Genomic DNA, 13,061 nt, shown 5'->3' with positions numbered 1-13,061 from the left:
GTATCGATGTCCTAATCATGCGCTTGCGCCGAAAGCTGGAGGCTGATGCGGCCAACCCTCGCCTGGTCAAAACATCCCGTGGCGCAGGGTACTTCTTCAACGCTGACGTAGATGTTAGCTACGGAGGCACGTTGGCCGCGTGACAGTGAGCTATGCTGGAGATTGGGGTGACGAGGCTGATCAAGCCTTCCAACAGTACCAGCCTGATCAATTACGGCGAGAGCTACCGGTCCGGAGATCGCATCAGCGCCTCTCTGCATATGCACGCGGCCGCCTGAATTGCCGATTTCGCTCAGCTGCTGCTGAATGGCGACGGCTTGCGGCGTATTCAGGGCCCTCTGCGTCTCCGCTGGCCACAACAGCGCTGGGGAATGTTCATTGTTGGGACGACTCACTCGGGTGGCAGGTGGTTGCCCTGGTCAAGCGCATCCGGCGAAGGGCGGATCTGCTGTTCGCTGGCAGCCAAGACTGGGGGCGGCGGCCCGAACTCCGGCGTCCCAGAGCTTGCGAAAGCCTCCGACACGCTTCTGTTGAGGTCATCCCGTCCAGCGGGCATCCCTGGGTTGCTGAAAAAAGACGAGGCGGCTTGATGACCCTGCCCTCGCTGAAGCACCTCGCGAAACCCCTGTTCCAGTCGCAGAAGCTCCTCTGGATCGGTTGGCGGCTCGTCAGCTCGACCATCGAACAGCGGCCGGAGCGCCTCGGACACGTGCTGCTCAAAGCCCGCTCGCCGGGCCTGGACCGCTTGCCCGTCTTCCAAGCCGGCGTCCTGCACCTGCGACAAAGCTGTTACACGGGATGGATTGCTATTTCGCGGGTCCACACTAGCCTCACATCAAACTGTATCGTCAAAGTCCTGCGCCAATTCACACAGCGGGTCATCGAGTTGAGATTCTGCGGAGAGCGCCTCCTCTGCTCCCATCAAGGGCGCCGGCTCCGGGAGGGCGCCTGTCTGGCTTTCAAAGATGCGTTTCAGAATGCGATCCGAGAAATAACGCACCTTCCTCAATTTTAATGGTGGCAGACCTTTGATGAGAACAATCTCGTAGTCGTCATCGAGCAGCCGAACCTGTTCGGGACGCAATAGCGGTGCACCTTGATGGGAATTCTGAATGGTCCAGTCGAACGTTCGCGCCTGGCTGTGGGAAATCGATTTGGCTTCAAACGTGTATTCACCGATGGCCTTGGAAATGTAGTTCGGAGTCTCGTCATCAGCCGTGGCCATGAACACTTGCAGTCCGGTATTGCTGAGAAAATTCTGCTTGCCAGCCTCTCCATAAGCTCCCGTCAGTGCCGAAAGGCTTTGGATGATGAGCATGAAACGCCCCTTGTAGCCCGCGATAGTCGTGATTGCGGTCTCGATCGCCTCCAGCTTACCCAAGTGCTTGAACTCGTCGAGCAGGAAGAGAACCTCGTGCTTTTCATCCCGGCGGGCCAGCGACCGCTGCAGAATTGAAACGATTTGCTGAAAAAACAAGCGTATCAAAGGCGCGATCACCTCAAGGTCGTTCGGACCAACGCAAAGATAGATGCACGTTCTGCGACGGCGAAGATCATAGACCGAAAAGTCCGAGCGACTTGTGGCCGCCTTTACAGCGGGATCCGCCCACAGGTTGAGCCCGCCATCGCCGAGCACGGAAGTGTAGGAGGTTAGGATTTTCGTATCGTTCCCCGCCATGTCGTCGAAGATGCGTTGTGCCTCTTTGTTCTGGGTCTCCATGGCGAGTCGCGCGAAGAGCTTAAACTTCTCCCCCGGCTGGGCGAAGAGGTCATAGACGGCGCCGATTGTTGGCGTGCCCCGCTCGATGCAGGCAAGGATTCCCGCGACAAAGATATCTCGCGCGCCGCTGACGAAACCTTCCGCGCCCTCCCCCTTGGCCGTAATCAGGTTTGCGGCCAAGCGGCGGGCTTCGGTGAATTGCTGCTGTGGAGGCAGCGCTATAAGATCCAACAGCGGATTGTAGCAGTTTGTGCGCCGCTCCGAATCCAGCGGCGCGAATTTAAACACGTCGTCACCTGCGGCTTTGCGCGCCCTCGAGGTGAGCTCAAAGAGCTCCCCCTTGACGTCCAGAGCTATCACCGAGCCTTTGAATGTAAGTAGCGTTGGAATGACTATGCCGACGCCCTTGCCAGCGCGGGTCGGTGCAACGATGAGGCTGTGAGGCTGCTCGCCATTTGTCAGGTAGTAGCCAGGCCAGAAAGGGCCACTTGTCTTCCCAAACACCGGCCCTGTCACGCCACGGTATCGTCGCAGATATCCCGTGCGTCGCATTCCATCCACTCGAGCCCAACGAGCCGTCCCGTGGTGTTCGAGCTTGCGGCGCAATACGATCTGCTGAATCAGCAAGACGACCGCGGACGTCGAGAGCACGATAGCCGCGCCCCGATAGAAAACGGGGGTTGCGAAACCCAAATAGAAGGGCGTCTCAAACCAAAAGGCACGGACATCAAACGCCATCAGAGCCTCGCCGCTGCCGCCGTGGCGGAAGGTTGCGTAAAGACTTGCCGCACAGAAGCCCACGGCGAGTGAGCACGCGATGCTAATGGCTATGTTGGGGGGCGTCGTTTTTGTTGAAAGCATTGTTCCATTGCCGGATTAGCCGTAGCTAATGCTGCGCGTGCTTCAGAGACCGAACCGGCGTCGCGCGATGTCGCCGCTCGACAGATCGATGCCGCAGTGGGTGGTGCGATGCTTGCAGCGCATCACCCGGCAGACGTGGGTTTTGAAAGTTACACTAAGCAGGTACGTCAACGGCCAGCGAATTGGAAACGGCAAGGCCGTAAACGGATTTCGGGAGAGAAAGCGTCACTGTACCATGGCCGAGACCTCAACGGCCGGAGCGATCTCTGCTTCTGGTGGCCTCCATTAGGTCCTCTCGGGCGTGATTGAAGGCGTGGTTTATGGACCGCCCGATTTGAGCACCCCGCTGCAGCTGTTCATAGGAGGTTTGCGGGCCTACTGTATCACGGACTGCAGCCTCAATACCTGCTATGTGGCCGTCCAGATTCGCACTCCGTTCCTCTGCTGCATGCTGCGGCGGCGGCATGTGCGGCAAGATGTCTTGCATGCCGGGAAAAACTGAGTGAGCTTGGGCCTGTTGATTTGCGTCTAACTGTTGATACATGTTGAGAATAGCATTGGATGCCATCATCCTGACATTGCCATCCGGATCAGAAGAAGCCAATCCAATGGCCTGATCAAGAATGCGAGATTTGTTTTCGTCAGTAAACTTACTGAAGTGTGGCGCAACGTAATAAGCTCCGAGAGCTTGCGACGGCGGATCCATGTTGCCAATGCGATTAACAATAGCATCTTGCAGCCCTGGCGTTAGGTAATCGCCTAGATTACTGGCCGCTCCGACTTTCTGCAATGCTATGTCATCCGTGCTGTACCCCAATTCGGCTGTTAATGTCGCGGCCAGATCGATGGCTGATCGTCCAAGCCGATTGGTCCGCCTTTCAAATCTCGCGAGGTCAGTTTCTGGCCCGGGTTGAGTGCCCCGAACGGCTGTTCGCTCGTGCGTCCCGAGGCCTTTGAAGCCCCCAAGATTTCGCGCTGTATCGCGCGGGTTAGCGGTTACCAGCCGTTCTGCAACATCGCTCAATGGCCCCTCTGGAACGTCACGGAGGCTACTGCTCCCCACGCCTTGAGATGATCTTGCAGCTGCACGTGCCCGTTTGTTATCGCGATCCATTGCTCGCCTCCAAAGTAGTTATTCTACCCAATGAGGTTACCACCGAAGCTTGACCTGCTAAACCGATATGATGTTACAGTTGTAGTATGGCAAAGGGTTCCCAGCTCTGTGGGTCTGCCAAGTGCCCGTCCAAGCCGAAGAAAATACGATGAAGCTGGCATCAAATGCGATGTGAACTGCCCCGGGCATTCCGGTGGCCGTTTCGTTTGAGTCACGCGGCTATGGCTGGTTCATCCAACATGGCGTAGTAGCGTTCCTCGGCTTCGGCCGGCGGGATGTTGCCGATGGGCTCCAGCAGCCAGCGATTGTTGAAGCAGTCGACCCATTCGAGCGTGGCGAACTCGACGGCCTCGAATGAGCGCCAGGGTCCGCGTCGATGGATCACCTCGGCCTTGAAAAGACCGATGATCGTTTCCGCGAGAGCATTATCGAAAGAGTCGCCGACACTGCCCACTGCGGGTTCGACGCCGGCCTCCGCCAAGCGCTCGGTGTATTGAATGCTGACGTGTTGGGCGGATTCAACCGGTCGTCGCAACACCAAGGGATTGGAGGTTGCAATGACGGTTCACCAACGCGCTTCAGATCGGTGCACTCGAAAGAAGCTAGATTCGCCCGGGCGTCCGCCTGCCTGGCAGCGTGAGAATCGCTTCCGGTTCTGGCAAGCTATTGCCTTGGGACATTCGAGCGAGGAGGCCGCACTGGATGCCGGTACATCAACGCCTCTTGGTCCGCGCTGGTTTCGGAGTGCAGGAGGGATGCCGCCAACGCATTTGGCGCCGTGGGCGAAGCCGCCTTCGGGGCGATATCTTTCTTTCGGGAGCGCGAGGATATTGCGCTTGAGCTTGCCAAGGGAATCGGCATCCGGGCCATTGCTCGTAAACTAGGTCGGCCGCCGAGCACAATCTCGCGGGAGGTCAGGCGCAATGCCGCGACGCGCAGCGGCAATCTGGATTACCGGCCAGTGCCGCCCAATGGCACGCCGATCGTGAGTCCCGGCGGCCTCCTGGCAAGCTGGCGGTCAATCCGGCTCTGCGTGAATATGTTGAGGAGCGCTTGGCCGGCAAAGTCACCAACCCCAATGGCGCCTCATTCGAGGGCCCCAAGGTGGGTATGGAAAAAACGACAGAGCCGGAGGTGGTCGGCAGCCTGGAGCCCCGAGCAGATCGCTAAATCGGCTTCAGATCGATTACCCAGAGGATCAAACCATGCGGATCAGCCACGAGACGATCTATCAGTCCTTGTACATTCAAGGACGCGGAGCATTGCGCCGAGGACTGACCGCATGTCTGCGTTCAGGCCGAGCGTTGCGCGTACCGCGCGAACGCGCGTACCGCGCGAACGGGCCCGAGTTCGCAACAAGTCCTTCATTGGAGACGCCCTTATAATAAGCGACCGTCCGGCCGAAATTGCCGATCGGGCTGTCCCCGGACATTGGGAAGGCGACCTCATCCTTGGCCTCGGAAGCTAGGCGATCGGTACGCTCGTGGAACGAAGTTCACGCTTCACAATGCGTGCTTCACCTGCCGCGCATGCATGGCTATCAGCAGAGCCTGCGCATCAAGAACGGTCCACCACTTGCAGGCCACGGCGCTGAAGCAGTCCGCAGAGCCATAGCCCGATCCATGGGCAAACTTCCCGAGCAGCTGCGTCAGTCGCTGACTTGGGACCATGGAGCGGAAATGGCGCAGCAGCCGACCTGCGCATCGACACCGGGCTCGAGATTTACTTCTGCGATCCCCAAGCCCGTGGCAGCGAGACTCCAACGAAAACACCAATGGCTTGCTGAGACAGTACTTTCCAAAGGGCACGGATCTCAGTCGGCACACAGCCCGGGAACTGGACGCAGTTGCCCATGCTATCAACACAAGACCGCGCAAAACGCTCGGCTGGAAAACACCTGCCGAACTCCTCGACCAGCTCCTTGGGGGACAGTATGATGCCGGTGTTGCGACGATCCGGTTGAATCCGCCTTGGCTGCCTCTATCGCTGTGATGGATGAGCCCGCCTCCCCGCGCGGGCCGCCGATCATGGAGAGCCTGTTCCAGGGCATCGAGAACGAAGGCTGCATGCGCCGTCCGGCTCACCCGCCAGCCGACGATCCGACGGGCATAGGTGTCGATGACAAAGGCGACATAGACGAAGCCCGTCCAGGTCGCGACGCAGGTGAAGTCGGAGACCCGCAGCATGTTCGGCGCCGGAGCATGGAACTGGCGGTTGACGTGGTCGAGAGGGCAAGGTGCGGCCTTGTCGCTCACCGTAGTGCGGATCGGCTTGCCGCGGACGATGCCTTCGAGGCCCATGGCCTTCATCAAGCGGGCAACCGTGCAGCGGGCGACCTCGAAGCCCTCGCGACGCAACCGCCGCCAGACCTTGCGAATGCCGTAGACGCGGAAGTTCGCCTCAAACCCGTCGGACCTCATCCTTCGAGGCTGTATCCCATCTTGCCCGAGCCGACAGCCGGCAGGGGTCGACGCGCTTGGCGACATGGTCGTGGTAGGTCGACGGGGCGATCGGCAGCACCTTGCAGATCGGCTCAACCCCATGCGCCTTGCGGTGATCGTCGATGAACGCGATCGTGGCCTGAACCGGCGGTCGAGCTTCGCCTGGGCAAAATACGCGGAAGCCTTGCTCTCGTTGGCCTGCGAAGCTCGCGGCTCTCGCGTTCCAGAGCCTTCAGTTTCGTCGCAGCATCCGTGGGAACTCCGGCGCGCACGCCGCCGTCACGCTCGGCTTTCTTGCAGCCGATCTTGGCGGCGATCGATGAAACCGCCGCCCACCGCGACGTATGCTCGCGTTCGTGATCCAGAACCAGCCGCACCGCGGGGGGTCCGGACCTCGGGAGAGAACTTGTTGGTCGCCTTGCTTGTCATGGTTCCACCTTCTCAGGAGTTGGAGCCTCCGATCAACCCGGGGCGGCACACAACAAGGGTCACGGATCAATCTGGGCGGGAACCCTAGAGAATCAGCCCTCAGAGCCTTTGGTAATAGACCGACCCCTCGCACCTGTTTGGGCTGGGTGTACAAGTCAGGTTTTCATCAGGTTGGACGAGTATGTCTGGCAGCCAGAGCGCGACCACTTCCGTGCCCGCCCGCTCGTCTGGCAGACACACAAAGGAGAAAGATATGCCGTCAGCTACAAGCAGCGCCATCGTTTCCTGCCGCAGATCATCGCCCATCCGGTCTGGCCCTCCTTCAGGTCCCCTTTAGCCTGTGTCTCGTCGAGGAAATGGCCCGGGAGCGGGATCGTGGTTTCGTATGAGACAATCCGCCGGTGCGGCAACAAATGCGGTCCGCATACGGAGCCATTACCTCGCGGCACTTGATATTGCAGTGCAGCAAAGGTAGAGGGCCGCCCCTTATCGGAGTGTCGTCCATGGTCCTTACCAATACTGGTAGCGAGGCAGAACCCGTCGAACAGTCGAGCCATCCGGCAATCGAACAGCAAAGCCCCAAGGTGCTGATGCTAGGCGCGCTCGGCGTTGTCTATGGCGATATTGGCACCAGCCCGATCTACGCGTTCCGTGAGGCGCTGGTGGCGTCGTCGGGCGGCAATGTCGCCGAGCGCGGCGATATCCTCGGCGTGCTGTCGCTGATCATCTGGTCGCTGACGATCATCGTCACCATCAAGTACATCATGTTCGTGCTGCGCGCCGATAACGGCGGCGAGGGCGGCGTGCTGTCGCTGATGGCGCTGGCGCGCGGCAGTTTCCCCAAGCGCTCGGCGCTGATGCTCGGCATCGGCATCGTCGGGGCATCGCTTTTCTTCGGTGATGCCGTCATCACACCGGCGATATCGGTGCTGTCGGCGGTTGAGGGCATGAATGTCGTCACGCCGACCTTCCAGCCCTATGTCGTGCCGCTGACACTGGTCATTCTTGCCATGGTGTTTGCGGTGCAGCGCTTCGGCACGGGCGGGGTAGGATTGGTGTTCGGCCCGGTGACGGCGGTGTGGTTCCTGGCAATTGGCCTTTCCGGGCTCAACCACATCATCGCCGATCCGGAAATCCTGTGGGCGGTGAGCCCGCACTACATCGTCGCCTTCCTGATCAATTCGCCCGACGTCGCTTTCGTGACCATCGGCGCCATCTTCCTCGCCGTCACCGGCGCCGAAGCACTCTATGCCGATCTCGGCCATTTCGGCCGCAAGCCGATCGTGCTGGCCTGGCTGGCGATCGTGTTTCCCTGCCTGCTGCTCAATTATGCCGGGCAAGGCGCCTTCGTGCTGGCCAAGAATGGCGTCGTCGGCCATCCATTCTTCGAGATGAACGAAGGCTGGACGCTGATCCCGATGGTCGTGCTGGCGACGGCCGCGACTGTCATCGCCAGCCAGGCGGTCATCTCCGGCGCCTTCTCGCTGACCCGGCAGGCGGTGCAGCTCAATATGCTGCCGCGCCTGGAAATCCTGCACACCTCGGAGAAGCAGTCGGGCCAGATCTACATGCCGCGCGTCAATCTGTTGCTGGCGCTGGCGGTGATGCTGCTGGTCGTCGGTTTCGGCGAATCGAGCAAGCTCGCCTCCGCCTATGGCATCTCGGTGACCGGCAACATGCTGGTGACGACGGTGCTGCTGTTCGTCGTCATGACCCGGATCTGGAAATGGCGGCTGTGGGTGGCGGTCGCCATGACGGCGCTGTTCGGCTTCATCGATGTCGGCTTTTTTGCCTCCAACATCGTCAAAGTGTTCGAGGGTGGCTGGGCTTCGCTGGCGGTGGCCTTCACCATTGTGCTGGCTATGTGGACCTGGGTGCGCGGCAGCCGCTATCTGTTCGACAAGACCCGCCGCAACGAAATCCCGCTCGATTTCCTCGCCGGCAATCTCCTGAAGAAAAAGCCGCAGCTGGTGTCCGGCACCGCGGTGTTCCTGACGAGCGATCCACTCAGCGCGCCAACCGCGCTGATGCACAGCCTGAAGCACTACAAGGTGCTGCACGAGCAGAACGTCATCCTTTCGGTGGTGACCGCGCCGCAACCGGTGGTGCCCGACAGCGACCGGGTCAAGATGGAGACGGTCAACGAGCTGTTCATGCGGGTGACGCTGACCTTCGGCTACATGGAGCAGCCGAACATCCCGCGCGCGCTGGCGATCTGCCGCAAGCAAGGCTGGAAGTTCGACATCATGACGACCTCGTTCTTCCTGTCACGGCGTTCGCTCAAGGCCTCGCCCAATTCCGGCATGCCGGTGTGGCAGGACCGGTTGTTCATCGGCCTGGCGCGTACGGCGGCCGACGCGACGGAGTACTTCCAGATCCCGACCGGACGCGTCGTCGAGATCGGAACGCAAGTGACGATTTAGGGCATGCCGCGGTTGAGAAGAATCGGTGCTGTCACATTGATTGAGCGGTAAGGAAATTCAGGTAGCAGCGCGCCCGGCACTGTAAGTTTCAGCGGCTTGATGCAGCGATAGCTGGCCGGGACGGCTGTCACGCTGTGGCGACACACGCGATTTTGTTCCAGATTTGCATGGGGCGTTACGCAGGTCTCGATGTTGAGCCGATGACAGCGCATTGCAGGGAAAGTGAGCAGGTCGGCAATCGGATCATGGATGGAAACGAACCGCTGAAGCTGGCGTGCCGACTTGAAGCGTTTCATGATCCTTTCGCGTCGTCGGGTCGGCTGGTGCGAATTTTCCGCTCGATTATTCAGGCCTGTGTGCGACCGGTGTTCGACGCCGGGCATGAGGTCGCGCATGGCGGCATCATAGGATCGGAGCTTGTCGGTGATCATGATCCGTGGTGTCCGCCCTTGAGCTTTCAGCAACTTGCGCATCAGACGCTTTGCCGCCTTGGCATTTCGGCGGCTTTGTACCAGCACTTCGAGGACGAAGCCGTCCTGATCGACGGCACGCCAGAGCCACTGCTTCTTGCCACTGATAGCCACGACACATTCGTCGAGATGCCATTTGTCGCCCAGGCAGCCGGCTGATATTGATCTCCTGGGCGGAATGCCGTCCGAATTTCTCCGCGCAGCTTCGAACGGTCTGATGCGTGACGATGATGCCGCGGGCCGCCAGCATGTCCTCAACCATGCGCAGGCTGAGCGGAAAGCGAAAGTAGAGCCATACCGCGTGCGCAATGATCTCGGCGGGAAAGCGGTGGCGACCATAGAGCGGATCACGAGCAACTTCTGACATGGCCCAATGTACGCACATCTTCATAAGCTGTCGGTTGACTTTACGATGCCGCGCCAAGCGAGCAGCATCCGGCCGGCGGGGCCGACCCCGTCTCCCGGCCGTGAGCAGAACGGCATCGCGCAGGTGCCGCTTCATCCTCGACGCGGCCAGCCTGCTTTGCCGTTACCGCCGCCGCCGAAAGCGCCAGGCGTTGCCGCCAGGCGCCGATCCGCCGGCAGCGGTTCGCCGATGATCCGATTGCCAACCAGTTCCACTTTCCCCCAATACCTGCGTAACGCCGCCATGCAAATCTGGAACAAAATCGCGTATGTCGCCGCAGCATGACAGCCGTCCCGACCAGCTATCGCTGCATCAAGACGCTGATATCTTTACAGTGCCCGCACGCCTCTCGCGCGCCAACGGCCAGTCGGGTGTCGCGAATGAGGCGCGCTGAAGCCATCCGGCTCAGCCGATCATGGCGCTTCGGTTGCCGGGTTCGAGGTCGTGGCCTCTGCCGCTGCGCGATTCTAGCATTTGCGCCTTGGAGAGCTCTGCTTCAGCCTCGGCGAGGCATGGCTCGGCTGCGGTTCTCTGCCGCAGAAGGTCCGATTGCGAATTCTTGACGTTGTCACGACGTAGGCGAGCGGCCTTGGCGAACGTCGGATAAGCGAAATGATTGACATCGGAGATGCCGGCCTTCGTTTCCTCGGCGTTTAACTGGAAGTCCAGTTCTCGCGCCATGCGTTCGAAATCGGCAATCATGATGTCTAGCTGGTGCAACTGTCGCCGCTTCTCATTCACCTGAAATTGCTTCAGTCGGACCAGATTACCTCGTGGCTTCATGACTCGGTACTCCGGTACCCATTTCGTCCAATCAAACCGCTCTCTCCCCTTAACGTTAGGCCTACAGCGACTCTCACGTTTTCTGCTGCGAGCGGAAACATATTTTCCAAAATCCTTGGCCGATGGCTATGAGTTCAATGGCATCGACAAGCATGCGAGCGGGGGACTTAAGGGGCGGTAAAAAAGGCGGAATAGGGCGATTTTCACAATGTCTGCATATGAACGCGTTGAGACTGCGGCGGGCTTGACACACAAAGCAATCGTCAAGATTTGCGACATGGACGCCGGGGGCATGAATACGCCCGCCGTCAGCTACACGCCCCCCGATTTCCGCCGCCTATTATCGCCCACGCGGTCTGGCTTTATTTCCGGTTTCCGCTGAGCCTGCGCCTGGTTGAGGAAATGCTGCTGGAACGCGGCATCGTGGTTTCGTATGAGACAAGTCGCCGGTGGGGCATCAAGTTCGGGCTGGACTGCGCTCGCTGCTTGCGCCGCAAGCCGCCGTGCCGGAATGATGTCTGGTACCTGAACGAAGTGGTCGTCACCATCGCCCGGCAAAAAGCTTTGGTTGTGGCGCGCCGTCGACCAGGATGGATATGTGCTGGACGAAATCGTGCAAAACCGCCGCAACACCAAGGCCGCCAAGCGCTTGCTGACGCGGCTGTTGAAGAAGCAGGGGCTCGCGCCGAAGCGCATGATCACCGACTAGCTGCGCTCGTATGGAGCGGCAAAGCGACAGGTGATGCCGGACGTCAAGCACCGGTCGCACAAGGGGTTGAACAACGGAGCGGAGAATTCCCATGTGCCGCCGCGAAAACGGGAGCGGATGATGCAGGGGTCCGATCGCCGGGAGGCCTGCAACGCTTCGTCTCGACCTTGTCAGCCCTCCGCAACCTCTTCGTCCCGCCCCGCCCCAAACGTTCTGCTCTCGCCATACATGTTCATCGCCTCAGCGCGATGGCGCTGGTGATATCACGACGCGTTTGTACCGCTCGACCTACGCCACAGGTGCCGACGCTGTGACGAGCTTCGTCGGTCGCGTGTCGAGTGACGGCACCGGGGACAATTATCGTCGACCGCAGTCCATTGCCCAGACCAAGGCGCTTCTCGGCGTCGGCACGATGGCAAATCGCAGCGTCACGATCTCGGCCGCTGCCCCTTCTGGCGGCGTGGACGGTGATTTCTGGGTGCAGCCGTAATGGCCCTTTACGTCAAAGCCTCCGGGGTCTGGGGGGCGGCCAGCGCCGTATGGGTGAAAATCTCAAGCCTCTGGACCAAGGCTCGACAGGTCTATGTGCGCAGCTCGGGCGTCTGGGAGAAAATGTTCCCGATAGATCTGGTCTTCAATGGCACTCACGAAGACTCGACTGCCACGACCGTTTACACCCACACCAGCATTCCGCTTCTTGTCGCGCCACACGCTAATCGTCGTGTCATCGTGACAACTGAGACCACTGACACCGAAAGTGCAGTGACCGTCAACAGTATGACGATTGGGGGTGTGGCTGCCACCCTTCTCGCTCAGGTGGAAAGCATCTTCAATTCTGGTGTGGTCTATCTGTCAGTGTGGTCAGCCCTCGTGCCAACCGGTACGACGGCAACGATCGTGACCACGTATAGTGAGAGCGTGTTCCGTGACTACATGTCGGTCTATACGACCACCAATTGGGATGGTGTGGTGGGCACTGTTGCCTCTGACAACAATTCAACGGGTGGCCTGACAACGACCGTCAGCATTGGTGCCCTGGGCGCAGCGATCGCAATTGCGGGCAACGCCACCAAGGGGGCATCGGCACTGCGACATGGACCGGGCTGACCCAACAGTTCTCAAACACACCAGTCACGAATAGAAACCACAGCGGAGCAATGGCAATAGCTACCGCCGCCCAAGCTGCCCTCACCGTAACCTGTGCCTACAGCACTACTCCAGCACTTGCCGCACTGCTGGTGGTTCCGCGGTGCGCAACTCCTGACTGGCGACGGCGTCGGCGACATGCCTTACGGACTCGTATTGCCAGAGCTTGTAATCGTCGACAAACCAGCCAAGTCGGCTCTCGATCGCCGTAGCAAGCTCGTTATAGTCGAGGCTGTCGAGGCCGAGATCCCGCATTCTGGTTGTCATCGACACCTCTACTTTTTCGGCAACTAGAGCGTTGAGGGTTTTGAGAACCAGTTGTTCAATTTCAAGTAATGTCATCACTAATACATGCCTTTTGCTTGCAGATTCAGGTAATGCAACCCTGATCGGGGCGCAACCCCCAAAACGAGGTGTGCCGTTGAAACATGTTCTTGTCATTGACGATGATGCCGCAATGCGGCGCCTCATCGCCGATGCATGCCCTGAAGGTAACCGCAGTCCACGATAGCAAGCAGTTTGACTATGTTCTTTCACGTGAGCCAGTCGATCTCGTGGT

General features: G+C 59.7%; 8 protein-coding genes, 8 pseudogenes and 1 other annotated feature. Of the genes and pseudogenes, 8 read left to right on the top strand and 8 right to left on the bottom strand.

The genetic code is table 11. The features are described from left to right. Positions 1-143, top strand: a 143-nt coding sequence (locus NKI58_RS34935) for a winged helix-turn-helix domain-containing protein (RefSeq protein WP_352443246.1), incomplete at its 5' end; no start/stop codon positions are given. Between the two features lie 692 nt (positions 144-835). Here NKI58_RS34935 and virD4 read toward each other — a convergent pair. The 3 genes and pseudogenes from virD4 to NKI58_RS34920 form a co-directional block, all read right to left on the bottom strand. Further along, a complete protein-coding gene (gene virD4 / locus NKI58_RS34930; RefSeq protein ID WP_352854477.1) occupies positions 836-2,581 on the bottom strand; it encodes a type IV secretion system ATPase VirD4 in 1,746 nt (581 codons plus the stop codon). A gap of 247 nt (positions 2,582-2,828) precedes the next feature. After that, positions 2,829-3,605: a hypothetical protein gene (locus NKI58_RS34925; protein WP_245260339.1), complete on the bottom strand. Its 777-nt coding sequence runs from the start codon at positions 3,603-3,605 to the stop codon at positions 2,829-2,831. A gap of 301 nt (positions 3,606-3,906) precedes the next feature. Next, a pseudogene (locus NKI58_RS34920) lies at positions 3,907-4,209 on the bottom strand (transposase domain-containing protein); the annotation flags it as partial. A 43-nt stretch (positions 4,210-4,252) separates the two neighbouring features. Between NKI58_RS34920 and NKI58_RS34915 the strand changes: the two are divergent. Continuing rightward, a pseudogene (locus tag NKI58_RS34915) lies at positions 4,253-5,687 on the top strand (IS30 family transposase). On the opposite strand, the pseudogene NKI58_RS34910 reads toward NKI58_RS34915, so the two are convergent. Next, positions 5,666-6,565: pseudogene (locus NKI58_RS34910) on the bottom strand (IS3 family transposase); the annotation flags it as partial. The pseudogenes NKI58_RS34915 and NKI58_RS34910 sit on opposite strands and share 22 nt — an antisense overlap. Then, positions 6,198-6,314, bottom strand: a sequence feature (AL1L pseudoknot). Its footprint overlaps the pseudogene before it by 117 nt. A gap of 285 nt (positions 6,566-6,850) precedes the next feature. Here NKI58_RS34910 and NKI58_RS35715 point away from each other — a divergent pair. Together NKI58_RS35715 and NKI58_RS34905 are read left to right on the top strand one after the other, a co-directional pair. Further along, a pseudogene (locus tag NKI58_RS35715) lies at positions 6,851-6,985 on the top strand (IS6 family transposase); the annotation flags it as partial. A gap of 83 nt (positions 6,986-7,068) precedes the next feature. Next, a complete protein-coding gene (locus tag NKI58_RS34905) occupies positions 7,069-8,988 on the top strand; it encodes a potassium transporter Kup (protein WP_352726342.1) in 1,920 nt (639 codons plus the stop codon). A gap of 127 nt (positions 8,989-9,115) precedes the next feature. Here NKI58_RS34905 and NKI58_RS34900 read toward each other — a convergent pair. From NKI58_RS34900 to NKI58_RS34890, 3 genes and pseudogenes are all read right to left on the bottom strand, one after another. Then, positions 9,116-9,825, bottom strand: a pseudogene (locus tag NKI58_RS34900) (IS6 family transposase). A gap of 50 nt (positions 9,826-9,875) precedes the next feature. Next, a pseudogene (locus NKI58_RS34895) lies at positions 9,876-10,039 on the bottom strand (DUF1403 family protein); the annotation flags it as partial. 230 nt (positions 10,040-10,269) lie between these two features. Next, positions 10,270-10,647 (bottom strand): hypothetical protein, encoded by a 378-nt coding sequence (locus tag NKI58_RS34890; RefSeq protein ID WP_023679574.1) that lies wholly within the window; start codon positions 10,645-10,647, stop codon positions 10,270-10,272. A gap of 292 nt (positions 10,648-10,939) precedes the next feature. Here NKI58_RS34890 and NKI58_RS34885 point away from each other — a divergent pair. From NKI58_RS34885 to NKI58_RS34875, 3 genes and pseudogenes are all read left to right on the top strand, one after another. Continuing rightward, positions 10,940-11,670: pseudogene (locus NKI58_RS34885) on the top strand (IS6 family transposase). Then, entirely contained in the window at positions 11,667-11,846 is a 180-nt protein-coding gene (locus NKI58_RS34880) for a hypothetical protein (RefSeq protein ID WP_031194388.1), read from the top strand. The pseudogene NKI58_RS34885 and the gene NKI58_RS34880 overlap by 4 nt, the downstream one beginning before the upstream one ends. Then, complete coding sequence (locus tag NKI58_RS34875) at positions 11,846-12,463, top strand: hypothetical protein (RefSeq protein ID WP_023679572.1); 618 nt, start codon at positions 11,846-11,848, stop codon at positions 12,461-12,463. The genes NKI58_RS34880 and NKI58_RS34875 overlap by 1 nt, the downstream gene beginning before the upstream one ends. Positions 12,464-12,568: 105 nt before the next feature. On the opposite strand, the gene NKI58_RS34870 is transcribed toward NKI58_RS34875, so the two are convergent. Next, complete coding sequence (locus tag NKI58_RS34870) at positions 12,569-12,844, bottom strand: acyl carrier protein (protein ID WP_023679571.1); 276 nt, start codon at positions 12,842-12,844, stop codon at positions 12,569-12,571. Positions 12,845-12,923: 79 nt separating this feature from the next. On the opposite strand from NKI58_RS34870, the pseudogene NKI58_RS34865 reads away from it, so the two are divergent. Continuing rightward, positions 12,924-13,061 (top strand): annotated as a pseudogene (locus NKI58_RS34865) (DNA-binding response regulator); the annotation flags it as partial.

Origin of the sequence: Mesorhizobium sp. M0522 (assembly GCF_040321085.1) — a bacterium.
GTDB lineage: Bacteria > Pseudomonadota > Alphaproteobacteria > Rhizobiales > Rhizobiaceae > Mesorhizobium.
The sequence above is the reverse complement of the archived record's forward strand: the minus strand, read 5'-3'. Positions and strand labels throughout refer to the sequence as shown.